General features: G+C 43.2%; 23 protein-coding genes. 13 read left to right on the plus strand and 10 right to left on the minus strand.

What is annotated here, in order from left to right:
• Window positions 1–259: 259 nt before the first annotated feature.
• Both L2717_RS02805 and L2717_RS02810 read left to right on the plus strand, forming a co-directional pair.
• Window positions 260–1117 carry a LysR family transcriptional regulator gene (locus L2717_RS02805; protein ID WP_107881972.1) on the plus strand — a complete coding sequence of 286 codons (858 nt, stop codon included), beginning with the start codon at window positions 260–262 and terminating at the stop codon, window positions 1115–1117.
• A gap of 8 nt (window positions 1118–1125) precedes the next feature.
• Window positions 1126–2079, plus strand: a complete 954-nt coding sequence (locus L2717_RS02810) for an oxamate carbamoyltransferase subunit AllH family protein (RefSeq protein WP_248937971.1) — start codon at window positions 1126–1128, stop codon at window positions 2077–2079.
• Between the two features lie 268 nt (window positions 2080–2347).
• Here L2717_RS02810 and L2717_RS02815 read toward each other — a convergent pair whose 3' ends face one another.
• The 6 genes from L2717_RS02815 to L2717_RS02840 all read right to left on the minus strand — a co-directional run bounded on the left by L2717_RS02815 (window position 2348) and on the right by L2717_RS02840 (window position 9483).
• Window positions 2348–3283: a carbamate kinase gene (locus L2717_RS02815; RefSeq protein ID WP_220774597.1), complete on the minus strand. Its 936-nt coding sequence runs from the start codon at window positions 3281–3283 to the stop codon at window positions 2348–2350.
• Between the two features lie 178 nt (window positions 3284–3461).
• Window positions 3462–4880 (minus strand): YlbE family protein, encoded by a 1419-nt coding sequence (locus tag L2717_RS02820; protein ID WP_248937972.1) that lies wholly within the window; start codon window positions 4878–4880, stop codon window positions 3462–3464.
• A gap of 2 nt (window positions 4881–4882) precedes the next feature.
• Window positions 4883–6436 (minus strand): acyl-CoA synthetase FdrA, encoded by a 1554-nt coding sequence (gene fdrA / locus L2717_RS02825; protein ID WP_220775061.1) that lies wholly within the window; start codon window positions 6434–6436, stop codon window positions 4883–4885.
• A gap of 199 nt (window positions 6437–6635) precedes the next feature.
• Window positions 6636–7898, minus strand: a complete 1263-nt coding sequence (locus tag L2717_RS02830; protein WP_220775000.1) for an ankyrin repeat domain-containing protein — start codon at window positions 7896–7898, stop codon at window positions 6636–6638.
• Between the two features lie 9 nt (window positions 7899–7907).
• A complete protein-coding gene (locus L2717_RS02835) occupies window positions 7908–8885 on the minus strand; it encodes a hypothetical protein (RefSeq protein WP_220774999.1) in 978 nt (325 codons plus the stop codon).
• Between the two features lie 19 nt (window positions 8886–8904).
• Entirely contained in the window at window positions 8905–9483 is a 579-nt protein-coding gene (locus tag L2717_RS02840; RefSeq protein WP_220774998.1) for a hypothetical protein, read from the minus strand.
• A gap of 1072 nt (window positions 9484–10555) precedes the next feature.
• Here L2717_RS02840 and pyrB point away from each other — a divergent pair.
• The 3 genes from pyrB to hemL all read left to right on the plus strand — a co-directional run bounded on the left by pyrB (window position 10556) and on the right by hemL (window position 13937).
• Window positions 10556–11485 (plus strand): aspartate carbamoyltransferase, encoded by a 930-nt coding sequence (gene pyrB, locus L2717_RS02845; protein WP_220774767.1) that lies wholly within the window; start codon window positions 10556–10558, stop codon window positions 11483–11485.
• A gap of 16 nt (window positions 11486–11501) precedes the next feature.
• On the plus strand, window positions 11502–11963 hold the full coding sequence (gene pyrI, locus L2717_RS02850) for an aspartate carbamoyltransferase regulatory subunit (protein WP_220774766.1): 462 nt from the start codon (window positions 11502–11504) through the stop codon (window positions 11961–11963).
• A 681-nt stretch (window positions 11964–12644) separates the two neighbouring features.
• Window positions 12645–13937 carry a glutamate-1-semialdehyde 2,1-aminomutase gene (gene hemL / locus L2717_RS02855; RefSeq protein WP_220774765.1) on the plus strand — a complete coding sequence of 431 codons (1293 nt, stop codon included), beginning with the start codon at window positions 12645–12647 and terminating at the stop codon, window positions 13935–13937.
• 108 nt (window positions 13938–14045) lie between these two features.
• Here hemL and plsY read toward each other — a convergent pair whose 3' ends face one another.
• Entirely contained in the window at window positions 14046–14657 is a 612-nt protein-coding gene (gene plsY / locus L2717_RS02860) for a glycerol-3-phosphate 1-O-acyltransferase PlsY (RefSeq protein ID WP_220774764.1), read from the minus strand.
• 268 nt (window positions 14658–14925) lie between these two features.
• Between plsY and folB the strand changes: the two genes are divergently transcribed.
• The 4 genes from folB to L2717_RS02880 all read left to right on the plus strand — a co-directional run bounded on the left by folB (window position 14926) and on the right by L2717_RS02880 (window position 17626).
• Window positions 14926–15276, plus strand: a complete 351-nt coding sequence (gene folB / locus L2717_RS02865; RefSeq protein ID WP_220774763.1) for a dihydroneopterin aldolase — start codon at window positions 14926–14928, stop codon at window positions 15274–15276.
• Window positions 15277–15343: 67 nt separating this feature from the next.
• Window positions 15344–15847 carry a 2-amino-4-hydroxy-6-hydroxymethyldihydropteridine diphosphokinase gene (gene folK, locus L2717_RS02870; protein ID WP_220774762.1) on the plus strand — a complete coding sequence of 168 codons (504 nt, stop codon included), beginning with the start codon at window positions 15344–15346 and terminating at the stop codon, window positions 15845–15847.
• 18 nt (window positions 15848–15865) lie between these two features.
• The gene (locus L2717_RS02875) at window positions 15866–16666 is read left to right on the plus strand and encodes an undecaprenyl-diphosphate phosphatase (RefSeq protein ID WP_220774761.1); all 801 of its coding nucleotides are present in this window, start codon (window positions 15866–15868) and stop codon (window positions 16664–16666) included.
• A gap of 117 nt (window positions 16667–16783) precedes the next feature.
• A complete protein-coding gene (locus L2717_RS02880) occupies window positions 16784–17626 on the plus strand; it encodes a class I SAM-dependent methyltransferase (RefSeq protein ID WP_220774760.1) in 843 nt (280 codons plus the stop codon).
• A gap of 619 nt (window positions 17627–18245) precedes the next feature.
• Here the strand turns inward: L2717_RS02880 and L2717_RS02885 are convergent.
• Both L2717_RS02885 and L2717_RS02890 read right to left on the minus strand, forming a co-directional pair.
• A complete protein-coding gene (locus L2717_RS02885) occupies window positions 18246–18512 on the minus strand; it encodes an Lpp/OprI family alanine-zipper lipoprotein (RefSeq protein WP_220772934.1) in 267 nt (88 codons plus the stop codon).
• A 233-nt stretch (window positions 18513–18745) separates the two neighbouring features.
• Window positions 18746–19996 (minus strand): multifunctional CCA addition/repair protein, encoded by a 1251-nt coding sequence (locus L2717_RS02890; protein WP_220772935.1) that lies wholly within the window; start codon window positions 19994–19996, stop codon window positions 18746–18748.
• Between the two features lie 179 nt (window positions 19997–20175).
• On the opposite strand from L2717_RS02890, the gene L2717_RS02895 reads away from it, so the two are divergent.
• A complete protein-coding gene (locus L2717_RS02895; RefSeq protein WP_220772936.1) occupies window positions 20176–21846 on the plus strand; it encodes an ExeA family protein in 1671 nt (556 codons plus the stop codon).
• Window positions 21846–22904 (plus strand): general secretion pathway protein GspB, encoded by a 1059-nt coding sequence (locus tag L2717_RS02900; RefSeq protein ID WP_220772937.1) that lies wholly within the window; start codon window positions 21846–21848, stop codon window positions 22902–22904. Before L2717_RS02895 ends, L2717_RS02900 begins: the two co-directional genes overlap by 1 nt.
• Before the next feature lie 72 nt (window positions 22905–22976).
• Here the strand turns inward: L2717_RS02900 and tsaD are convergent, their stop codons facing one another.
• Window positions 22977–23999, minus strand: a complete 1023-nt coding sequence (tsaD, locus tag L2717_RS02905) for a tRNA (adenosine(37)-N6)-threonylcarbamoyltransferase complex transferase subunit TsaD (RefSeq protein WP_220772938.1) — start codon at window positions 23997–23999, stop codon at window positions 22977–22979.
• Between the two features lie 218 nt (window positions 24000–24217).
• Between tsaD and rpsU the strand changes: the two genes are divergently transcribed.
• A complete protein-coding gene (gene rpsU, locus L2717_RS02910; protein ID WP_006080725.1) occupies window positions 24218–24433 on the plus strand; it encodes a 30S ribosomal protein S21 in 216 nt (71 codons plus the stop codon).
• 6 nt (window positions 24434–24439) lie between these two features.
• Window positions 24440–24883, plus strand: a complete 444-nt coding sequence (locus tag L2717_RS02915; RefSeq protein ID WP_076496994.1) for a GatB/YqeY domain-containing protein — start codon at window positions 24440–24442, stop codon at window positions 24881–24883.
• The last annotated feature ends 64 nt before the right edge of the window (window positions 24884–24947 follow it).

A 24947-nucleotide genomic window follows, 5' to 3' on the forward strand; every position in this document is an offset into this window, starting at 1 on the left:
ATTTGTCGGTTGAATGTCTGCCCTATTGAAGAAAGACTGAATGCTAGGATGATGTTTAAACGCATCCCCCATGAAGAAGATCAAAATAATATCAAAGTCGTGATCCCTAAGATTAAAAACTAAATCACGAAACTAGGCAGCCACAGGGCTAAAACTAGAAATTGTCTAGCGTGAAACAGCAAAGCCCACTACCCCATTCACAATGGCGCAACTTATTTTACGAAAAATATAATAACAAGCTAAACGTAGGTGACCCATCATGAAGTTTATTCCTCCGCAGTTATTTTTAACCTATATCGCCGTGTGTGAAACTGGCAGTTTTACCCGCGCAGCAGAAAGAATACATAACTCTCAATCGGCCATTAGCCAACAAATTAACCGCCTTGAATCTATGCTCGGCAGCACGCTATTAATACGTACACCGCAAAAGGTGACATTAACGGAGCAAGGGGAATTTGTATTACGTTATGCCCATAAAATTATCGACTTGAACACCTCTATGGTCGATAACTTTCATGAGAAGTCAGAGCAAAGCATTATCAAGATAGGAGTGCCTGACGATCTGTCGGTCGATGTCACTAAAGCCATTGTGCAGTTTCAACATAACTACAATATCTTAATTGAATTTACCTCAGGCCTAAGCAACAGCCTGTATCAGGCCTATCAAGCTGGTCAGTATGACCTTATTTTGGTTAAGCAGCCCATACTCGGTAATGCTTACGCCTATCGCAGAGAGCCTCTCTTATGGCTCGACAGCGCGGCGCACCCCACCTTTAATAACAAGATGGTCCCATTAGTGCTGTTCCCCACTGGAGCTCTGTATCGGGAGCATATTCTTAACTCTATGGATCAATTAGGTTACTGCAGCAAAATTAACTATTGCAGCAGTAACTTGTCGGCCATTATTACCGCTTCATCTATCGGTTTTGGGATCACCTTGTTACCGGAAACCTGTAAAACGGCAGAGCATAGCATTATTAATGAGCTACAAACCTATGCTCCACCCAACGACTTTTATTTAGCCTTATATGTTAATAATACGCATGACATGATCGTGACTAAAATAGCCGATGAGATCATCAATACCTTTAACTTAAAGCACCATAAAACCTATTAAGCCAGATGATGACAAAGATAACCCTAGCTCAACCGATTTATGATCAACTCATGCACCACGGCTCAATAATCACAACCGTACATTCGGTATTTAACGCCGCCTGCAATCTACAAAGTCCCTTTGGTTTGATCTCGCTACTCACCCAACCAAAAAAGATAAACCCAAGCGCAATTTTATTGCCGCAAGGGGTAAGCCTTAAGTCGCTCATTGTCGGTGCAAAAGTTGAGCTGTGCGTGATTAATAACACAGACTCTAACTTGTCACTGGCATCAGCGACCTGCGCCCATATCGATAATCTGATCCTGCATATCAACTTAGGTGCAGGCGCAACCATTGTGAGTGAGCAGATAGCACGCTTTAACCCCAGCTTGCCTGCGGCTTTGCCCATCGCACTCAGCCAACAATCAAGCCTTCAGCTGCATATCGCTTCTTTTTTGCAGTGCAATCAAAAGTCGCTGGGGATTTATCCATTACTGTGTCAGCAACCGCGGCTCAATATCGCGACTAATCTGGTGTATCAACCAGAGATGATGATTAAATATATTACGCCGCATCTACAAAAGTTTATCGCTACTGTAGCCCAGCAAGACCGTGCAATTGAGCTTAAATTTATTATCGGCTTTGGTGCTGGGCTAACCCCCTCAATGGACGACCTACTGGTCGGCTTGCTCTCCTGGCTAGACTTTAGCCAGCACCCTTATTTTTATCTGCTAGCACAAGCGGTACAAGCTAGTGCGGCGCAAACTACAGATGTTAGTCAAGCCATGTTATTGCACGCCACGCACCATCGTTATAACCAAGAGATTATTGAGCTGTATGCCTTTTTAAATCAGCCCTTTAACCCCTTGGCGCTCGATGTAGCCCTTGATACTGTGATTGCCTATGGTCACTCTTCTGGCCACGATACCCTATGCGGCATCTACTTGGGATTAATCTTCTTCGGGGATGCACTAATAAGCTGAAAACACAAAACAGGGGCTTATGTAGAGTGATGCTCTATCATGCTTATGTACGTGCTTGATCATGCCTATTCTGGTCAGCTCTAAACCGTAAGCCCCTAATGGGTGGCAACCATCCGAATACAATGGAATGAACTGAAATGGCAGGTTGTAGGTTGTAGGTTGTAGGTTGTAGGCCAAAATAAAAAAAGCCTCTATTTGAGGCTTTTAAAACATAAACCAGCATTAAGATAACAAAGCGTGCAAGTGACTGGCTAGGCCGTTGATAAAATCAATAATACTCGACCATTTCATCCAGTGTGATGCGCGTACCAGAGTGTCCAGCAATAACCGCCGATAACTCATCTAAAGCACCAATGGCAGCATCACCCAGCCCCTTAGAAACAAATTTACACACGGCATCAATTTTAGGGCCCATAGAACCCGCTGGAAAATGGTATTTATCTAACTCTTCAGGCGTAATATTTTTAATCGCCTGCTGATTTTCTTTACCGTAATTAAGGTAAACCGCGCCGTCGGTTAGAATAATAAACAAATCCGCCTTAATTTGCTCGGCAAGTAACTCCGCCGTTAAGTCTTTATCAATCACACATTCAACACCAACGAGATTACCATTGTTAGCCTTAAATACCGGAATACCGCCACCACCACAGGCAATCACAGTATTACCATTTTCAAGTAGGTTACTGATCTGCTTAGATTCGACAATATCTTGTGGAATAGGTGAAGACACAACCCGGCGGTAATAGTCGCCATCTTTCTTAAAAATTGCCGAAGGATTAGCAATATTAATCTTATCTATCTCTTCTTCGCTATAAATGGGACCCACAAACTTAGTGGGGTCGTTAAACGCAGGATCGTCAATATCTACGCAGGTTTGGGTCAAAATAGTGGTAATACTTAACTTATTGTCACTGTTAAATAATTCCTGCTGCAACATATAACCAATCATGCCGCAAGTTTCGGCGCCCAATACATCCAATGGGTAGGCGGTGACCGCACTATTAATTTTTTGGTACTCGTAATTTTGCTCCATCAATAATCCCACTTGTGGACCATTACCATGAACAATTACCACATCATGCTCTCTAGCGATAGCCGCAATTGATGCCGCAGCCTTTTTAATATTATTACGAAGATTGGTCGCAGTGAGCGGTTGACCACGCTCTAATAACGCATTGCCACCAAGGGCTAATACTATTTTCATGGGAAACCTCAATATATATTTAATCCACAATCATGTGGCAGAGAAATAAACACACAGTTGCAATAAAGGTAATAAATAAAATGGATAAAACTAACAATAAAAGCCGACTCATTTCTTATCATTAATAACAGATTTAAATAGAGCCGACTTTTATGTGTACAAGAGTTAACCGTATTGATTAAAATTTATTAGCAAAGGCAATAATGGCTTTTTCAAAGCATTCCACTGGTGGATTCGTAATACCACAACCTATCATACCAACGCCGGGTTCTTTATGAGCAATAGCGGTATTAATAATAGGTAAAATACCTGTTTCAATGACTTTACGAATATCAATACCCGATGAAATACCTTTAAAATTTAATAACGGAATAGTGACATTCGGATTTTTGGCAGTTGTAATTTCATCCATCTGGATAGAGTAATCAATCGCCTCATTTACCGTGCCGCCAACCAGTGCAACGATTGCTGGCGCCGTCGCCATCGCAAATCCACCAATTCCATAGGTTTCGGTAATAGCACTGTCACCTATGTCTAAGCCCGAATCTTCAGGCTTAAAGCCAGCAAATAGTGGGCCGATAACTTTTTGAGCAGGACCTGTAAACCAAGTAAAGCCTTTCATACCGCTGACACGAATACCAAATTCAACGCCGTTACGCGCCATTGTAGTCACTACCGTACTGTGCTCGACCCCATGACCAGCATCGAGGGCACACTTACACATTGCCATCCAAGTTGGACCCGAAAAGTAATCGCTTGATGCAATAAAATCAAACACCTCACGCTTTTCTTTGATGCTGAACTCAGTTTCTAAAATCAAAGGTGTTAATGCCTGTGATAATAAAGCGGTACCCGCGTTATTACGGTTATGACATTCATCTCCCATATGCAGGGCTTGAGCTAGCATTAAGCGTAAATCGATAGGCTCAGCTTTATCCATAGCAGCTTTTAGCATTGGGCCTAATACGTCGCGCATCCAGATTAAGCGCTCAACCACGCTTTCATCGTTGGCGCCCATACGTAAAATTTTCGCCATCTGCTCACTAAGGTTGGTATACGCGACGTTACCATAGGTCATGTTTTTGACCACGTGCATATACATAGAAGCCGACGTGACCCCCGCCATAGAGCCGACGCAATCGTGCTCATGACATGGCGAAAAAGTGATTTCACCCGATGCTGCTAATTTAAATGCCTCATCAAGATTAGCCGCCAAACCTTCAAAAATCAGTGCGCCAGTTACCGCGCCGCGCATTGGGCCATTCATATCATCCCAGCATATTGGTGGGCCAGCATGTAAAATGGTGGTCTTAGTCATACCAGGAACGACATCAATCGCTCTTTCATAACCCACCAACACTGGGTGTGATTTAATAATGCGATTAACCGCTTCTTCGTTGGCTGCCTCAATTTTTTGCGCTATTTCTGGCTGTGCCAGTTTATCAAGCGCCGTAATCACCTTGGTATTACCGCCAGCAATGGGTTGCCAGTTCACATGGGTCACCGGCGCTTGCTGCTTGCTGATATCGTCTTTAAAGAACTCAAGGCCCACATTAATTACATTTAAGTTTGAAAATAGTGCTGTCATCTTGCTCATGATTATTCTCCCTTGCTCACAAAGCCGCTTGCCAATAGCCCGGTATTTTGACTGCTGCTGGAAATGGTCACCCCTGCCGAAGCCAATTTATCAACTTGCTCGCTCAACTTTGGCGTGTCCAGATCAGTACCCAGTACGTAACCTAGAATCTCTAAGTGCTGACCCCGCGCCGCCGCTTTTTGCTTCGCGTTGATAATGGCTGGCAAAGTCACGCCAACAGGATCTTCATGTGAACCATAACCGATAACAAAATCGAGAATGATCACCCCAACTTCAGGGTCATCAGCTTCTTTAAGCAGACGTTCAATACGCGATGAAGGGTCGATCATCGGATGTGGGCGACCATTAGTAAAATCATCGTCACCAAAATCGATAAAGGTGTGCTGCTGGCTAACATTAATGTCCGCTAAACGCTGCTCTGGTTTTTTAGCGATATTGCTATACACCTGGCTATGCGTATCACGCACCAGCATCATGGTTTCTTCACATAAGGTGCCACCGCAGAACAAGCCACGAATGTACTTTTGTTCAGGTGATAACTTGACTTTAATCTCTTCTATTAACGCTAAGTTCAAAGCGCGCTTATTAATACTACTTTCATCAACACCCGCTAAAACAACCGCTTGTAACGCGGCTTCTTTAGTGGTTTTAGCAAAGTGAGCCCCGGCTGCAATAACCGGTGCTTCTTCACCACCTAACAGACAGACTACCACCGGCTTGCTAAAGCTCTGAACCAGTGCGAGTACCTTGGCTTCAACGCTTTTCGCCGCAGGTTTAGAGACGATTAAGATCACCTCAGTGGCAGGGTCGGCCTCTAATGCACGCAGTCCATCTAGCATCATGATACCACCGACTTCTGCGCTTAAGTCACGTCCGCCTGTACCTAATAGTTGCGATATACCACCGCCAAAGTCATGAATACGTGCAGCAACTTCTTGGCTGCCCGTGCCTGATGCGCCGACAATACCAATATTACCTGGACGGACTTTGTTGGCGAAACACAGACCAACATGATTAATAATGGCGGTGCCGCAATCTGGCCCCATCATTAACAAGCCTTTTTCGTGAGCAAAGGTTTTAAGCTCCACCTCGTCGGCCACCGAAACGTTGTCGCTAAACATCAATACGTGTAAACCGTTAGTCAGCGCGGTTAGTGCTTCACGCTTAGCAAACTCACCAGGCACAGAGATCACCGCCAGATTGGCATCGGGTGCGTCGTTTAAGGCACTCTTTAAGGTGGCATATTTTTTCTTACTTGCGCCTAACCCTGTTGCCGCTTTGTCATCGCCTTTTAAGAGCACTTCTACTTTGGCAAGTGCAGCATCACACACCTCCTCGCTAACGGCTTTTACCACAATAAACAGATCACCACTGTTGGCATTTTGCACTTCAGGTAATAATAAACCTATGTTAGCTAACACCCCTTTATTCATCTCGGTTGCCATTGCAACAAAGGCCTGTTCAACATCATTAATTTCATTAACTTTGGTCGTTAATGCCATTAATGAAACCGAATCGAAATAGGTATTCTTTTTTAAAGTTAATTTTACGACCATATTAGCCTCTACTATATTTCAACAAAAATATATGTAATTACTCATGTAATAGTTAATAAAATAACAACTACACCTATGTGTAAATATGTATTCCATTTAAATAAGATAAAATAAAAACTAAGAGCATCAACCTTCAAGTAGGTACTGACTTAAACCCACCAATTAATTAAAGTATTTAACAAGGATACTCAGTTAAATTTTATTTATTTGACAGAGTATTTTTAATATCAACCAATTCATCAACGTCATCGCAGACTTCAATGGCTTGATTAATGACGGCTATTGCTTGTTCAAGCAGCCCCATTATTTCTAATGACTTGGCTTTATGCTGATAATAAAGCCCATTGCGAGCATCATGCTTAATCGCATTTTCTATAGCGGCAATCGCCTCATCGTGTCGGCCTAATGAACGCAAGCTATTAGCCTGATGAAATGAGTAATCATAACGATGCGGCTGCTGCGCCAATAATAGGGTCATAGCATCGACTGCATCCTCATGCATGCCAAGCTCTCGTAAATAATTAGACTTGTGGTAGCGCACAAACGGTGATTCAGGCTGAACTGCAATGCCGTAATCAAATTCAACGAGTGCCTGCTGCGTTTGTTTGGCAAGCCGATAACTATTGGCGATATAAAGATAAAACTGCGCTTTATTGTCACTCAGTGCCAAACCTTCACGGTAAGCGGTTATTGCCTCATCAAAACGCGCTAACTCCGTTAGCACATAACCACAGTAATAGAAGTAATCTACTGGATTGGTAAAGCCATCCCTATTGGTGGTTAACACTGCCAACGCCGCTTGATAGTCAAACTGACGAATATGCTGTTTAACCAAGCGTAATGCAGCACTATAGCCTTGCTTAACTTGCTCACGTTGCGTCATCAAGGCGACAATACTTTGTTGACCCAAAGCGTTGGCATGATCGAGCGCGCTTAATCCATCGCGATCTTGAAGGTGAATGTCAGCGCCAGCGTCGAGTAACCCCTCTATAACGTCGGCATATAAATACCCACCATCACCTAAGATCACCGCTTCTAATAATGCCGACCACCCTAATTTATTCGCGTGATTGACTGGGATGCCAGCATCTAAACTGACCAGTACAGTACGTAAAAAGCCTTTTTCGCTTGAGGGCAACAATGGCGTCCCCCCAAAACGGTTAACACTGGTGACGTCGGCGCCATTGGCTAAAGTCAGTGATAAAAGTGCGTGAAATCCGTTAGCACCAGCGCACAGGTAAGGCGTCAGTTGGTTCACATCACGAGCATTAACATCAGCACCATGCTCTATGAGCACCTTGGCTAGTGTCAGATTATTTTGCTGCACAGCAATCATCAATGCAGTACAGCCATTTTGATCTCGGCTATCGACTTCGACCTGCTCCGCTAAATAAGTCATAACATCGTCAACCCGATTATTGATGACCAACTTATGCAACGACATAGGGGCATTAGCATTCATATTCACTCCTCAAGCGGCTTCAGTGGCTTTAGTTGCTGGGATAATAGGCAGTGGTTGGCTAACAGGCTCGCTTACACTCTCTTTAAGGTTGTAAAAATGTTTCACCCCAAACAGAGTCGCCATCATCAAATAGGAGTAAACAAACATCATAGATTCCGGTTGAGCAAAGCCAACGCCATTGGCATGGATGAACCCCACCAGTGCTAAACCTGCAGCAACTAAGGCAGCAACCACGGCGCGAAGGGGGGTATTATTGATAGCAAAAACCACCATACAGCCCCACAGCAAACTCGCAAGCGGCGCACCATTACCTAAGCCCACCATGCCTTGGTAATAAATTCCTTTTGCCGCTAACGCTTCTATCCCTACCTCTTGGGCATTCGTACCGGCAGTTGCCAAAGTATTTTTGAATAAAGATAGTGCCCAGTAGCCAATCCATGGGAATAAACAAACGAAGATTGCAGGTACTTCCAATTTAGGCGTTTCACGTACGACTTGGTTAGCCGTCACAATACCGATGTAGACTAATATTGGTGCAATAGCAGCACCAGGGATAAGGCTCAGTAACAGTGCACCTAAACCAAATAGACACACGAAGAACATAATCACACCATTAAACAAGGTGTAACCTATACTCGCACCCATCTCTTTATAAGCGGCATGACCCACATACACAGTGACAGGAAAAGGGTTACCCATAAACGCACCGAGCATTGATGCACAGCCGTTAACCATCATGATTTTACGTGTCGGGTAAGAGTCACCCGCGGCATCAGCACTTTCAATATTTTCAAGGTCAAATACATAATTGGCCAAACCTAGTGGCACAGCGGATGCCAAATAAGGTAAGGCGTGTGGCACACCTTGGATAAAGCTGTCGATATGGAATTGTGGAGGGTTGAAACCCGCATCCGATAGTGAGGCAATAATCGCATCGGGTGATTGCAAACCAAATAACCAAGCCAGCGCGGTACCAACAATAATCAATAACAAGCCAGTGGGGATTTTAGGAAACAGCGGTTTTTTTACCGAACCAGTTGATAAAGATAATACCCAGCACTACAAACGACACAACAGGCGTTGAGAATGCTTGCAACATCGGATTGAGCGCCAACAGTGTAAGGCCTAAGCCCGCCAAACAAGACAACAGCACTGTGCGAGGTACGATACGACGGATGGTATCACCGAAGAATGAGCCGACTAATAGAATCATCGCCTCAACAAAACACCAAACTAATGCGATTTGAATTGCAAACGCCGCATCTTGCGTCGAGTGATAAACAGGCATAATCACGAGGAAGGTAACGGTAAAAATAGACGGGGCACTCGGACCAGATGGTAAGGCCGTCACATCATCGCGGCCGGTTTCCTTTTTCAATTTATAGGCAAACCAAGCATAAAAAATACTGGCACACATCACGGCTAAGCCAAACGCCGGGACGACCTGCCCCATAACAAATTCTTTTGGTAAACCGACGACAAAAAGTAACAAGCCCATCATCGTCAGTAAATTGGTTAAATTATTGGTAAACAGGCCAAAGAAGGCCGCCCAATCACCTTTACGCCAAACATCACTTATGTCCATATAGCTGTCCTATTGTGATTTAATTATTTAATTGGAGTTAATAGCGAACACCCAAAGGTTAACAAAATTAAGGCGAGTCAATAAATTAGAAAACTAAATAGGCAAGATTAGACTTAATGATACAGTCGCAAAATCAAACATAAAACAACCATAAAATAACAATGTAAAAACAATTAATTAACACAGACTGAGTTCAAGGTTATTTAACGTGTTCAACCTCACCCTTAGGCTGACTGCTAACGTTTGCAAGTAACAAAATGAAGTGTGATGAGAGTCACGTCATACTATTAGTAAAGGTTTTTTGCTAAATCTCTCGAAGCATTTGCCGTTAGTGTGCTTAGATAAACCAGTAAGACTTTAACCGTAAAATCAAAATAAATAGCTGATAATATTAAAAAATCACTTACCTTGTGAACTAAACACGCTAAGACCGCAAAAACCGAATATCACACTGAAGCATGGCTCTACAGCTGATGTTGCCATTGATTTAACAAGCCTTAAATTCTACGACGAAGATGATAAAAACATCTCAGCAAGATAAAAAAGTGCCAAACCTTGCCGGTGCAATACCGCTATGTAGCACTTAGCCGATAGCATTTAGTCGATAACGGTATACATAAATGCGTATCATCAGAAGCCTTCATTATTAATGATGCCAATAATGAAAATGAACTGATGACTCAGCTACTGAGGTAAATCGCTCAGGAAGGTATCTCTTTTTCAAGTGTTTAACCAACAAAATGACGGGGTAATGCAAATGCTTGCGAACACAAGAAATGGGCGTATAATCCTTCGGAATTTTTCGGAACAGGGTTTAACAATGAACTGGGCAGCTAAGTACAACTTGATTCATTACCGTCGAGAAGCTGCATTGGTATTATTGTTCTGTTTTTCGATTTCAAAAAAAGCCTCCTTATTTAAGGGGGCTTTTTTTTGTCTACTTTTTGCGTCAGATAAAACCGTTTTAAAGCTTAATTTGTAAGATACATTCACAAGGTAACTTGGATGTCAGTGCGACCTAAAAAATTTAAAACCATTTATATCAGTTATCTATATATAGGGAAGAGAAGCCATGGCCAATTCGTTGTTTCAAAAACACATCATATCCATTCCGGAATTAACTCGGAGTGAACTTGAACTGATCGTTGAAACTGCTGGAAAATTAAAAGCAGAACCCAATCCACAATTATTAAAAAATAAAGTCGTGGCATGCTGTTTTTTTGAACCATCAACACGTACCCGCCTCTCTTTCGAAACCGCAATACAGCGCCTTGGTGGCACTGTGATTGGTTTTGATAATGGCGGCAACACCTCGTTAGCTAACAAAGGGGAAACTCTGGCTGACTCAGTCCAAGTGATATCTTCTTACGTCGATGCTTTTGTTATACGTCACCCGCAGGAGGGCTCAGCACGTTTAGCCTCTGAATTCTCCCACGGTGTCCCCGTAGTTAACGGTGGCGATGGAGCAAATCAACACCCAACACAAACCCTATTAGACCTATTTTCAATCTTTGAAACCCAAGGACGGCTAGATAACTTGAACATCGCATTCGTCGGCGATCTAAAGTATGGCCGTACTGTGCATTCTCTGGCTCAAGCGCTATCAAAGTTTAATAACATTAACTTCTTTTTCATCGCACCCGAAATTTTGGCTATGCCTGATTATATTTGCGAAGAGTTAAACCAAGCAGGTATCAATTATAGTCTGCATGCCACTATGGAAGAAGTGATCCCTAAGCTAGACATACTGTATATGACTCGCGTGCAGAAAGAGCGTTTGGACGAATCAGAGTACGTGCACATTAAAGCCGCTTACGTCCTAACCGCTTCAATGCTAGCTGACGCGCCAAATAACCTAAAGGTATTGCACCCATTACCACGTATAGATGAAATTACCGTCGACGTAGATAAAACCAAACACGCTTACTACTTTCAGCAAGCTGAAAACGGGGTTTACGCGCGTGAAGCGCTACTGGCACTTGTACTCAACGAACAACTATAAGCAGGAGATAAACGCTATGCCTAAGGAAACCCAACTGGTTGAAGCAATAAAAAATGGTTCTGTTATCGACCATATTCCCGCAAACGTGGGAATAAAGGTACTTAAACTATTCAAAATGCATAAAACTAACCAACGTGTAACGATAGGCCTTAACCTTCCATCTTCAGCTTTAGGTGCCAAAGATCTGATTAAGATTGAGAACGTATTTATCAATACCGATCAGGCTAACCAACTGGCCTTATATGCGCCCAATGCAACGGTAAACCAAATAGAAAATTATGAGGTTGTTAAAAAACTCACCTTGTCACTCCCGGAGAAAATCAATTCAATTTTCAAGTGCCCTAATAGCAACTGTATTACTCATAATGAGCCTGTCGACAGTAGTTTTACTATTATTGCCAAAAAAGAAGATGTATTCCTAAAGTGCAAATACTGTGAAAAAGTGTTTTCGCGGGAAATCGTCACAGAACGTGTTTAACCTTAGCAGAGGTTAAACATTAGATTGACCGAGATGAATTAACTACTTATATGGTTAATTCATCTCAAACTTATCACTCACTATACTCATAAGCTGGATTTGTACATCAGCACCCCGCCTTCCCATTAAACGTTCACACCTAAAACAAGCCATTTTCCCAATACGCCAGAAAGTACCCAGTACAAAAATATCGTTAAGCCACTAATGGCAAGATGGCAATTAATACTGGCCTCCTTTAAGCGTTGCCAATGCCTGATTATGTGATCGATGATCATTGCAAATGCTGAGTATAAGATCACAATAACGGAACGACTTGACGGAAATTTAGATCAGCCTGATATACTCTACCCTGCACGAATTCAAGAAGAGCCAATCCCACTACAGGGGAAGGCGAATAAATATCATGGTATAAGAGCGCTTAAACCTAAATATTGATACAAAACATTGCAAATACTGTGGTCAAGTATCCGCTATAAAGGCTATAGAACACAGGTAAATAAGTTAGATAGTCATCCTAATTTAGCCACCTTTAGACTGGCAAATAACGGATTTTTAATTCGCATGACACCGCTTGTACTGACATTGGGTGTTGGTTCACAATTTGAACAATACAAATGTCCAGTTAATTGGTACTTACAAAACGCCGATTTAAAATCTGGCGACTCACTTTAAGGATATAGAATGACCCGTTCTGAAACCCTATTTGAACAAGCTAAAAAAACCATCCCCGGCGGTGTAAACTCCCCGGTTCGTGCTTTTAATGGTGTAGGTGGTTCACCCCTGTTTATTGAAAAAGCAAACGGCGCTTATATTTATGATGCTGACGGTAAAGCTTATATCGATTACGTTGGCTCTTGGGGACCGATGATCCTCGGTCATAACCATCCTAAAATCCGTGCTGCAGTATTAGCTGCCGTTGAAAATGGTTTGTCTTTTGGCGCGCCAACTGAGCTTGAAGTGCAAATGGCCGAAAAAGTCATCTCTATGGTGCCGTCTATCGAGCAAGTGCGCATGGTGAGTTCAGGCACAGAAGCCACCATGAGTGCTATTCGTTTAGCCCGTGGTTTTACCAACCGTGACAAAATTTTAAAATTTGAAGGCTGTTACCATGGCCACGCAGATTGCCTGTTAGTTAAAGCCGGTTCTGGCGCACTAACCTTAGGCCAACCTAGTTCACCCGGTATTCCTGAAGATTTCGCCAAGCACACCTTAACTGCGGTGTATAACGACTTAGATTCAGTCAGAACCTTGTTCGAGCAGTATCCAACTGACATTTCTTGCATCATCATCGAGCCTGTTGCTGGCAACATGAACTGCATTCCACCTATCCCTGGCTTCTTGCAAGGTCTACGGGATATTTGTGATGAGTTTGGTGCTTTACTGATTATCGATGAAGTGATGACAGGCTTTCGCGTATCAAAAAGTGGTGCACAGGGTTATTACGGCGTAACGCCTGACTTAACTACGCTAGGTAAAGTCATTGGTGGCGGTATGCCGGTGGGTGCATTTGGTGGACGTAAAGATGTGATGCAATTTATCGCACCGACGGGCCCGGTTTACCAAGCGGGCACGTTATCAGGTAACCCTATTGCAATGTCAGCGGGTCTGGCACAAATGGATGCCCTGTGTGAAGAAGGTCTGTACGAAGCCTTAAGCGCTAAAACCAAACGTATCGCCGAGGGGTTTAAAGCGGCGGCAGATAAGCACGGTATTCCAATGGCGATCAACTATGTTGGCGGCATGTTCGGTTTCTTCTTCACAGAACAACCGGAAATTACCCGTTTCGACCAAGTGATCCAATGCAATATCGAGCAGTTCCGTATTTTCTACCACGGCATGTTAGATGAAGGCGTTTACTTAGCACCTAGTGCCTATGAAGCCGGTTTCCTATCAATGGCCCACGGCGATGAAGAAATGCGCTTAACCTTAGAAGCGGCTGACCGCGTATTAGCGAGCATGAAAGCGGCAAGCTAAGTCTGTATATCTAAAATAAAAAGGACGCCAATCGTAATGCCGTTCACTTAAGGGTGAACGGCATTACGCATTAAGCGCAGTTTTTATTTTTAAGTATTATATTTATCACTACGGTGTCTTAGGGCGTTTTTTGCGCGACAACTTAGATTCTTCCCCCTTGAGCAACCGCTGGATATTGTCCTTATGCCTAATAATGATGAGAGTCGATAACATGGCTACGGGAATGGTGAATCTGTCATCTAATAGCCAAGTATAGAGTGGTGCAAGTAAGGCAGTAAGAATAGCGGCAAGGGAGGAGTAGCGGCTAATAAGTAACAAAATGACCCAAGATGCCATTAAGCAAATAGCCAAATCATCACCAATCGGGGCCATAGCACCAAAGGCGGTTGCAACCCCTTTACCGCCTTTAAAACCAAAAAACACGGGATAAATGTGTCCAAGGCAGGCCGCGATGGCGATTAGCCCAAGAGATACGGCATCTATACCCATAAGATAGGCTAAATAAGAAGGTAGGGCGCCTTTGAGCATATCGAAAAACAGCACTGCTGCAGCGGCACCAGCACCGCCAATCCGTAAGACGTTGGTAGCCCCTGGGTTGCCCGACCCATGCAATCTTGGGTCCGGTAACCCCCTCATTTTACAAACCAGCACGGCACTTGAAATCGAGCCTGCCAAATAGGCGGCTAGCATCATCAAAAGTGTCAGTGTTAATGGACTCACATTGGTTTCCTTACGCGTCTTAAGGTATTATCGCGCAACAATTTAAAAAGCTAACTCAGTTATCAATTCCGCTATCGGTCTGTGTTATCAGCGACATGCTTTAGTACACAGATATTTTCTGAATGAGCAAATCCTTTTAGGACGTTATCCTACTGTGGATCGGCTTGAGTAGAAAGTAAATTAGTGTTCTGTCAGAAGATTGCGGATTATACAGCGAGAATCGCTTTGAACTTATCAGACCTCAATATCATAAGTCGTTGGAGAATGTATGGATAAGGTACTTATACGTCAATTACGTATTGATACAGTGATTGGTGTTTATGAGTGGGAAAAAAAAATCCATCAGAGTCTATTACTAGATCTTGATATGGCGTGGGACATCAAACCTGCCGCAGCGACCGATGATTATCAATTTGCGCTTTGTTATGAGACAGTTTCGAATCGATTAACTCAACTTATTACAGAGCAACCTATTGAATTAATAGAAACCGTTGCTGAGCGAGTTGCCGATTGTTTGTTGCAAGAATTTAAGGTGACTTGGGTTAAAGTCACTGTAATGAAACCGGGGGCGGTGGCAACTGCAGCCTCTGTTGGTGTTGAAATTGAGCGTTCGCGTTAACTCAATATGTAAGCACCATAATGGTTTTAAAAAATAATATTTATCTACAGATAAATCGGACATATGCATGGCACGTATTTATATCAGCTTAGGCAGTAATATTGAGCCTAAACAACATCTACAAGCGGGATTGAAAGCTCTGCGAGCGTGTTTCGGGCCACTGAGCCTCTCTTCTATGTATGAAAGCGAAGCCGTTGGTTTTAGTGGCACTAATTTTTTGAACATGGTTGCTAGTGCTGAAACTGATCTTAATATTGCCGCGGTAGTTGCGCAGTTTAAGCAAATCGAGCAAAATCACGGCCGGCTTATCGGTGCTAAGAAATTTAGCCCAAGAACCTTAGATTTAGACTTATTGCTTTATGACGATATTGTCTGCCAAATTCCGATCGTGCTGCCCCGTGCTGAGATAGTCAATAATGCATTTGTGTTATGGCCATTAGCTGAGTTAGCGCCAGCGCTTAACCATCCCTTGGCAGGCAAAAGTTATGCAAGTTTGTGGCAAGAGTATGATAAAGATTCACAGCGGCTTTGGCCTGTGACGTTTGAGTGGCCTCAAGGGCTGACGTTTTAATTTATTGATAGGATTGTCATGGATACGTTTCAGGTTATTATTTTAGCTCTTATTCAAGGGCTAACCGAGTTTTTACCTATTTCTAGTTCTGCCCATCTAATTTTACCTGCACAGCTTTTAGGCTGGGAAGATCAAGGTTTATCCTTTGACGTTGCGGTTAATACCGGATCATTATTTGCTGTAGTGATTTATTTTAGGCATGAGCTGTGGACAATGTTTAATGCGTGGATTGCCAGTATATTTAAAGGCAAACAATCAGAAGATAGTAAGCTGGCTTGGTGGATTATTCTGGCAACCTTACCAGCGGTGTTTTTTGGTTTTCTAGCTAAGGATTATATTGCGACCCATTTGCGAAATACCGAAGTGATCGCCGTCACTACCGTCGTGTTTGGTTTGTTATTGTGGTGGGCTGATAGAATGTCACGCCGCGATTTAACTGTGTATCAGACCGGTTGGCGTAAAGCATTATTAATTGGTTTCGCGCAGGCACTAGCCTTGATCCCTGGAACTTCACGTTCAGGTGCAACTATGACTGCGGCGCTCATGTTAGGTTTAAGTCGAGATGCCGCTGCGCGTTTTTCATTTTTAATGTCAGTACCTGTGAGTTTAGGCGCGGCGATTTTAGTCGGTAAAGATTTAGTAAAGAGTGAACTTCCAATTGATTATCAAGCATTAACTTTAGGCACTTTAGTCTCATTTGTTGCTGCTTATGCTTGTATTCACTACTTTTTAAAGATTATTAGCCGTATGGGAATGACCCCGTTTGTGATCTACAGATTAGCACTAGGCGCAGTGTTGTGTGGATTTATTTTCTTTTAGCCTCCTAATTGGGCCACCATAGTTAGATAATAAATAATAGAATCGGGTCAAGTACCCGATTTTTTTTCTTCAAGCTTCCTCATTTTCTGAAGCGTTAACTCATTCTTGGAGCTTTATATGGGTCTCGAATATCAGTGTCCAACTTGCGGAGTTGCGTTAAAGCAACACAAAGCATCCCAAGGTTTTTATTGTGTAAATAAACATCACTTTGATCGGGATGAGCAAGGCTATTGGGTTTTTACTAAACCACAACGCCAAAAGCCAACTGGAGATTCGCGCGAGCAAGTGAGAGCTAAGCGTTTTCTGCTAGAATCAGGTATCTTTGCACCCTTGGTCGATAAATTGGCAGAGATAATCACTGGCTCTATCACCGCGGATGCTTGTTTATTAGATTATGAATGCGCTGAGGGTTTCTACCTACGTGCTTTAGCATCTAAGTTGGCAGAGGTCGAAAATACGCTAAATATCCAGTACGTGGGCGTAGCGGACGCAGAAAATGCCATTTTTGCTGCCGCTAAAGCACAAACCCCCGGGTTCTTGTGTTTAACCTCCTCTAAAAAATTACCGTTTGCCGATAATTGTGTCGATTTTATTACGGTCATTGATCGGCCATTAAAGGGAAAAGAGTCTGTCAGGATATTGAAAGACGATGGGACTATGTTACTGGTTATGCCTGGGCCACGACATCTATGGCAGCTAAGAGAATATATTTATTCTGACTTGGCAGAAAAACCTTTCAAAGTAAATTTACCCTCAGCATTATCAGTGAGAAGCACTAAGCCATTGAGTTTTACCTTATCAGTTACAGGCGAGCAGGCATTAACGCTATTGGATATGGCTCCCTATGCGTGGCGTGCAACCGACAAGATGAAGCATGATATTCAAGCCCATAACTTTGAGTCGTTAGAAATTGACTATGTATTAGTCTTAGCACATAAACATGTGAGTGAATCACTATAGGCGAAAAACCATAGTTGATTGGAGTAATTTTAAGATAATTCATAGGCTTAGTTTTATAGTTTTTATATGCTTTGAAAGGCGATATAACTCAAGCCTATGATTCTATTTGATGTTTTTATGTTGCTTCTGTGTTGCAATGACTGGGTGTGATGATTTTTTAACTTTAGGCCTATTTTCTCTGTGATAAATACAACCTACTTATTGCTTATTCCTCCTATATAGCCTCAATTTTTGTCAATAGTTTTTCTTTTATAAAATAATATTATTATTTTATAAAAATACATGTTTAAGGATGAGCGCGGCTAACTGTTATGAATACTTCAAAGTTCAAATGACAAGCTCAGATTAATAACGAAGATTCTAATTAAAAGATAAATTAAGAACAGTCATATAGGAACATATAAAAGTTAACGCTTATGGGATGAATGGATTGTCCTTGAAAGATGCCTTGGGATATTGAAGCCAATTGAGTGTTTTTTTATTAGTGCATTTACAATCTTTAGTATTAATAGCTTGAATAACAGGCATAAAAAAAGGCTTAGATTGATGTGCTTATCGCTTTCATCTTTCTTAAGCCTTTTGTCTTAACCTACTAAATAGTAAGCTAAATTACCTATCATTACTTCTTGTAACGAGAAGCAACGTTGTCTAAACGGTCGTTTGCGCGTTTAGCTTCTGCTTGTGCGTCCATAGATGCAGCTTTAGCATCTTTAACGTCTGCAGACAGTTTGCTTTGCTCTGATTTCAGAGAGCCAACATCAGCTGACAATTGATCAACTTTGTTGCCCAGAGTTGCAACGCTTTCTTCTAGAGCAGTAGTGTTTGCGCAACCACCTAGTAGGGCAGTCATTGCTAAACCAGCAATCATCAGTACTTTTGTGTTCATTGTAAAAAATCCCTTAAAATAGGTTGGATTAGAATGTTTCGTTACTTTGTAAGCGAAACTACCTAATTATGACATAGCTATTTTAATTTGCTACGAATATTAATGTGTTTAACCACTATAGGCAGATAATTTTTTTTTAAAAGCTTTTTTTCGAAGTGATATCAATATTTCTAATCGTAAAGAGAGCCATTCTTCACCATAAAGCGATGTGGCGATTACAAAGTTGTTACAAATCACTGGCTATTTGTTGACGATTGGGTTTGCAGTTGATGTTTAAACTGACTGACCACTTCAATTCGACGTAAATTTAATGCATTTTTTATCTCTGAACCCTGAAAACCAGCTGCAATGATAGCGGCAATATCGATATTGTTGGCAACGAAAAAGCATTGCGTTAAATACGCACCTTGCGGGTATGTATCGTTTTCAAAGCCCGTGCGTCCACGCATATCGGCAGTACAAGCTAGGATAAGTTGCTCTAAGCGTTCAGGCTTACGCCAAAAATCCGCTTTATCGAATATTTTGACGATAGTTTCCGCTCTGAGTTCGAATGCTTGATGCACATTTTGGTGTTGGTCGCTGACTAATAAAGCCAGATCGCGCATTTCGTTAGGCACTCGTAGGCGACTGCAGAGTGCTTTAATGAGCGGTAAACCTTTTTGCCCGTGGCCGTGATGTTTTGGTAACTGCTCTTTGGGGCTGAGTGCTTTACCTAAATCATGGACTAATGCGGCAAATCGAACGCTTTTGTCCTCAGTGAGAAGAGCTGCTTGAGCGAGAACCATCAGTGTATGCACACCCGTGTCGATTTCTGGATGCCATTTTTCAGGTTGAGGAATACCGAATAAAGCAAAAATCTCGGGAAATAGTACCTCCAGAGCACCGCATTGGTTCAGTACTTCAAAAAAGACTTCGGGGTGTGGTCCAGCTAAACTTTTATCCACTTCTTGCCAAACACGTTCTGCTGTTAAAGCGTTAAGCTCATCACTTTCGCTAATCTGACGCATGAGTGCCAGAGTTTCTGCGGCAATTTGAAATCCTAAGGCATGAAACCTCGCGGCAAAACGGGCGACACGTAATACCCGTAACGGATCCTCAACAAAAGCGGCTGATACGTGGCGTAATTTACGTTCTGCAAGATCTTTTATCCCGTTGAAGGGATCATGAAGAGTGCCATCTTCGTCTTGTGCTATAGCATTGATGGTAAGATCTCGGCGCAGTAAGTCTTGCTCTAAAGTCACATCAGGACTGGCGTGGCAACTAAAACCACCATACCCTAGGCCAACTTTTCGTTCGGTGCGAGCCAGTGCGTACTCCTGTTGATTTTTAGGATGTAGAAAAACAGGAAAGTCTTTACCTACTTGGCGGTAACCCAGTTGTAACATTTGTTCTGGTGTTGCACCAACGACGAGGTAATCTTTATCTTTGATTGGCAGATTGAGCAGGTTGTCACGCACTGCGCCGCCGACGAGATATATTTTCACGGGTTTGCTTCGGCTAATGTGTCATAAACATAGCTTAACATGCTCACATTGATGATTGGCAAAGTCGTCAGGAGATATTTGCATGCTGAGTATGTCACATCGATGTTGCGGATATTTTGACAATAACATTGGGACGCTTTAACGTGGGGCGTTATTTTTAAATTAGGATGATTGGTGGTATGTACAAGGCTTTTTATGGACTCAGCGACAACCCTTTTTCAATTGCACCCAATCCCCATTATTTGTTTTTGAGTGATAGGCATCGAGAGGCATTAGCCCACTTAACTTACGGGTTAGGTGAAACGGGCGGTTTTGTGTTGCTAACAGGAGAAGTTGGCACGGGAAAAACAACAGTATCTCGCTGTTTGCTTGGGCAATTACCCGACAATACCGATACCGCATTTATTCTTAATCCGTCGCTAACAGAGCTCGAGTTACTCGCAACTCTCTGTGATGAACTGAAGATTACCTACGGCGATAACCCCACACTCAAGCAATTGATCGATCACTTGAGCCGATTTCTATTGGCCAATCACAGTAAAGGCCGCAACACGGTATTAATTATTGATGAGGCGCAGCATTTACGCCCCGAGGTATTAGAGCAACTGCGACTGCTTACCAATCTTGAAACCGATACTAAAAAATTACTGCAAGTTATCTTGATTGGCCAGCCAGAGTTACAGTTGTTATTAAAGCGCCAAGAGTTGCGTCAATTAGCGCAACGTATTACTGCGCGTTACCATTTATTACCGCTAAATGAAGATGAAATAGGGCTTTATGTCTTACATCGCTTGCAAGTCGCGGGGCGATTTGAGCCGCTGTTTACTGGAAAAGCTATTAAGGTTTTGCAAAAGTACAGTGGTGGCATACCTCGACTAATTAACCTTTTATGTGAGCGGGCCTTGATGGCCGGCTATGCGCAGTCACGCTTGCCAATTGACCATCATATGGTGAGACAAGCTGCGGTAGAAGTATTAGGTGAAGCTGAGCCTACTCAACATCAATATCTGTGGCCGGCAGCGACTGTGATTGTGCTGCTTATAGCTTTTGGCGTTTCTTATTGGCTATTGACTGATAAGCCCGCAAATTCAGCGACTAATTTAGTCTCTCAACCTATGCCAGATCCTATCGAAATGAACCCTCAAGAACTCAATACAACCGCGCCCCCCCCTAGGGTGGAGCCTACTAATCACTCAAGTGCTGAGCTGTCTCAGGCGCCAGGTGCAACCCCTAATCAACGCTTGCTCAATGAGGCAATTAATCAAAGTCGCAATATCGATACCGCTTTTGCGGGGCTATTTGGTCTGTGGGGAAAAGTGCCCTATAAAGGCTTAACCGCCTGTCAATCAGCAGTTGAGCAAGGATTAGCATGCTATCAACAGCAAGGTAATTGGATGTCTCTCACCCGACTTAATTACCCTGCTGTGGTTTATTTAGTCGATGACAATCAGCAAGATTTTTATGGCGCAGTGATCGCGATAGATGGTGATCAACTACTTATGCAATTAGGAGAGCAACAGCTTTGGGTTGATAAGGCTTGGTTTAATCAACATTTTAGTGGCACCTTCGAAATACTATGGCAAGCCCCTAATTTACCTATGATGGATATTAGTCAAAAATCGAGTCCTGGACAATTGCAATGGCTAGAAAATGCCTTAGCCCAGGTAAACAACCGTAATGCACGCAGAGTTAACCAATTTGATGTGCAATTAGAAAATGATCTTAAAGCTTTCCAAAGTCAGCATGGATTAAAAGCCGACGGTATTGCAGGGAATCAAACATTAGTGAGATTAAATTTGTATTTAAGTCAGCAAGGGCCGCGTTTAACGGATAATGGGGCAAGTCGCTAATGTCCATATTACTTGATGCCGTTATCCGTAATAAACAACAGCAACAATCGCAGCTTCCCGATGCCGTGATGACGCCAAGGGCGAATTATCCGCAGCCACGTAAAAATACGTTACCCATAGGCAACATTTCTTTATTGGTACTCGCACTTGCCGCCGGAGTTGGCGCGGCTTGGGGATTAAACCTGTGGAATCAAGCTCGACAGACTCCAACGGAATCGACTGCAAGTCGCTTAATGATAAATCCATTATCATCAACATCATTGACAGCGATAAAAAATGAGCCTCAGCAGGCTGTGGAAACTGACGATCAATTACAAGCGCAATCTAGTGCCGCTTCAGGTGTTCGCTTTGCTGGGAAAGTGGCGCTTCCTCGGGCACAGACGTTACCTGAGCTAACCGCCATACCGCAATTTCAATCTGGGGTAGTAGTATCAAATGCGCCTCAGGTTGATGCCGCCAATGTAAATACTCAGGCTGTTAGTGCAAGCGATGCCAGTTACACTGACTACATGTCGACGTCAGCTCAAGTAGATGCTGAAAATAGTGAAACGATGGCTGCAGACACTCAAACCTTACCCGTTGATGCATCGCAAACCATGGTGTTAGGTGCCAACGCTAATGGAGCCGGTTTAGCAAGTCTTGAGGCTCTACGCCAGCAAGTGAGCGCCGCAGCGGAAGATATTGGCTTAGAAACTAACAAAAGTCGTGATGAAGATAACTTAGTGGCGACGTTTCAAAGTGCATTAAAAGAAGTGGAATATACTAATGCTGCAGCAACTCCTGTTACAGAAGCTAAATTAGATCCTATTCCTAGAACTGCTGTGGATGATATTCCTAAATATGGTCAATTACCTGCAGGATTACAGCTGCAAGTCCCTGAATTTAATATTGTTGCCCATGTTTACTCTACTGATTCAAGCCAACGATGGTTAAATGTCGATGGCGCTGAGTTACAAGAAGGGGATTTGATCGCGGGAAAATTAAAGATTATCGCCATTCGTCCACGAGATATTGTGTTAGATATCCAAGGTACCCAGTTTAAGGTGCCTGCGATTTAGCCAAAGGATAATAATGTCTATATGAATCATGCCCATCCGTAATAGTAATGCGATAACTTGCAGCATCAAATCCTAGAAATAAAAAACTGGAGGTAAGGTGTCTAACGGCCATCTTGGCTGACCTTTAACCGTTAAATCTTCATGCTGCCCCGCTTTTAAACGTTGTAATCCCGCAAAGGCAATCATGGCGCCATTATCGGTACAAAACTCTCCACGAGGATAAAACACTTGCCCACCCAGCGAACTCATCATTTCAGCTAAAGTTTTCCTTAGGCGAGTATTTGCACTTACGCCTCCAGCGATAACGAGGCGGTTATAACCCGTTTGTTTCAGCGCGCGGCGACACTTAATGGCAAGCGTATCAACCACAGCCTCTTCAAAGGCGCGGGCAATATTGGCACGCGTCTGCTCATCATCTGGCTCTGCAGCAATGGTATTGGCGGTAAAGGTTTTTAAGCCTGAGAAGCTAAAATTAAGCCCTGGTTTATCAGTCATTGGACGTGGAAATTTATAACCTGCTGGTAAGCCTTTAGCGGCAAGCTTGGCTAAACGGGGGCCACCGGGATAATCTAGTCCCATTAACTTAGCCGTTTTATCAAACGCCTCACCCGCAGCATCATCAACGGACTCGCCTAGCACTTCATAGCGGCCAATACCATCAACTTTAACCAACATAGAGTGGCCGCCGGAGACTAATAAAGCCACAAAAGGAAACTCAGGCGCATTCTCCTCGAGCATAGGTGCTAGTAGGTGCCCTTCCATGTGGTGCACACCAATAGCAGGCTTATCCCACGCAAAAGCGAGAGAGCGTCCAACACAAGCGCCAACAAGCAAGGCCCCAATAAGGCCAGGTCCTTTGGTGTAGGCAATCCCATCGAGTTCAGCTATTTCAGTATTCGCATCTTTCAGCGCTTGACGGATAAGCGGCACAATTTTACGTACATGGTCACGTGACGCCAGCTCTGGCACCACACCGCCATAGTCCGCATGCAACTTAACTTGGCTGTATAACGTGTGGGATAACAAGCCTAGCTCATCGTCATAAACGGCAATACCTGTCTCGTCACAAGATGTTTCAATACCTAGAACCCGCATGATGTCTCATCAATTGTCTAATTAAGGGCGCTAATTCTACCTGTAAGTGCTATATTACTCCAGCAGCACAAACCATTATTGAACCCGCTATAGTGGCAGTTCCCGGTTTTAGGGCTTTACAAGCCTAGGTGTCTCGGTATAAAATTCCGCACCATTTTAAATAGACTTGGTTCGATCCAATTGAACCAGAACAACCTACACCTAAGGGGTGATGGCGTATGCCAATTATTAAAGTACGTGAAAACGAACCATTCGACGTAGCTCTACGTCGTTTCAAGCGCTCTTGTGAAAAAGCTGGTATTTTAGCCGACGTGCGTGCTCGTGAGTTTTACGAGAAGCCAACTACTGCACGTAAGCGCGCAAAAGCAGCTGCAGTTAAACGTTTAGCTAAGAAGCTTTCTCGCGAAAACGCACGTCGCGTACGTTTATATTAATCTCATATGAGCCTAATTGATCAGCTAAAAGACCATATGAAGCAGGCCATGTTCGCCAAAGAGAAGGTGCGCTTGAGTGCTATTCGTATGGCATTGGCCGCCATCAAACAGATTGAAGTGGATACCCGCGAATCTCTGACTGATGAACAGGTCATAGCGGTCTTAACCAAAATGGTGAAACAACGTCGTGATTCGATTGCTCAATTTGAAGCAGCCGGTCGCAACGATTTGGCCGACGTGGAAGCAGCAGAGATTCAAGTTATTGAAGCTTTCCTGCCTACCCCTCTTAGCGAGGCGGAAATCACGGCGCTCATCGATGCAACTATTCTAGAAATAGGCGCATCCACTATGGCGGATATGGGCAAAGTAATGGGAGCATTGAAATCTAAAGTGCAAGGACGTGCAGACATGGGCGCTATTGGCGCTATGATCCGTGCTAAATTGCAATAATTAGCGTTTCACTGTATGAACAAGCCGTGCCTATGCGCGGCTTGTTTGTTTAAATTCGCGCAAG

It is taken from the genome of Shewanella glacialipiscicola (assembly GCF_023283485.1).
Taxonomy (GTDB): Bacteria; Pseudomonadota; Gammaproteobacteria; order Enterobacterales; family Shewanellaceae; genus Shewanella; species Shewanella glacialipiscicola.

Coding starts and splice junctions, on each gene's coding strand:
- L2717_RS02805 (WP_107881972.1), top strand. CDS start 260: ATGAAGTTTATTCCTCCGCAGTTATTTTTAACCTATATCGCCGTGTGT.
- L2717_RS02810 (WP_248937971.1), top strand. CDS start 1,126: ATGACAAAGATAACCCTAGCTCAACCGATTTATGATCAACTCATGCAC.
- L2717_RS02815 (WP_220774597.1), bottom strand. CDS start 3,283: ATGAAAATAGTATTAGCCCTTGGTGGCAATGCGTTATTAGAGCGTGGT.
- L2717_RS02820 (WP_248937972.1), bottom strand. CDS start 4,880: ATGAGCAAGATGACAGCACTATTTTCAAACTTAAATGTAATTAATGTG.
- fdrA (WP_220775061.1), bottom strand. CDS start 6,436: ATGGTCGTAAAATTAACTTTAAAAAAGAATACCTATTTCGATTCGGTT.
- L2717_RS02830 (WP_220775000.1), bottom strand. CDS start 7,898: ATGAATGCTAATGCCCCTATGTCGTTGCATAAGTTGGTCATCAATAAT.
- L2717_RS02840 (WP_220774998.1), bottom strand. CDS start 9,483: ATGGACATAAGTGATGTTTGGCGTAAAGGTGATTGGGCGGCCTTCTTT.
- pyrB (WP_220774767.1), top strand. CDS start 10,556: ATGGCCAATTCGTTGTTTCAAAAACACATCATATCCATTCCGGAATTA.
- pyrI (WP_220774766.1), top strand. CDS start 11,502: ATGCCTAAGGAAACCCAACTGGTTGAAGCAATAAAAAATGGTTCTGTT.
- hemL (WP_220774765.1), top strand. CDS start 12,645: ATGACCCGTTCTGAAACCCTATTTGAACAAGCTAAAAAAACCATCCCC.
- folB (WP_220774763.1), top strand. CDS start 14,926: ATGGATAAGGTACTTATACGTCAATTACGTATTGATACAGTGATTGGT.
- folK (WP_220774762.1), top strand. CDS start 15,344: ATGGCACGTATTTATATCAGCTTAGGCAGTAATATTGAGCCTAAACAA.
- L2717_RS02875 (WP_220774761.1), top strand. CDS start 15,866: ATGGATACGTTTCAGGTTATTATTTTAGCTCTTATTCAAGGGCTAACC.
- L2717_RS02880 (WP_220774760.1), top strand. CDS start 16,784: ATGGGTCTCGAATATCAGTGTCCAACTTGCGGAGTTGCGTTAAAGCAA.
- L2717_RS02885 (WP_220772934.1), bottom strand. CDS start 18,512: ATGAACACAAAAGTACTGATGATTGCTGGTTTAGCAATGACTGCCCTA.
- L2717_RS02895 (WP_220772936.1), top strand. CDS start 20,176: ATGTACAAGGCTTTTTATGGACTCAGCGACAACCCTTTTTCAATTGCA.
- L2717_RS02900 (WP_220772937.1), top strand. CDS start 21,846: ATGTCCATATTACTTGATGCCGTTATCCGTAATAAACAACAGCAACAA.
- tsaD (WP_220772938.1), bottom strand. CDS start 23,999: ATGCGGGTTCTAGGTATTGAAACATCTTGTGACGAGACAGGTATTGCC.
- rpsU (WP_006080725.1), top strand. CDS start 24,218: ATGCCAATTATTAAAGTACGTGAAAACGAACCATTCGACGTAGCTCTA.
- L2717_RS02915 (WP_076496994.1), top strand. CDS start 24,440: ATGAGCCTAATTGATCAGCTAAAAGACCATATGAAGCAGGCCATGTTC.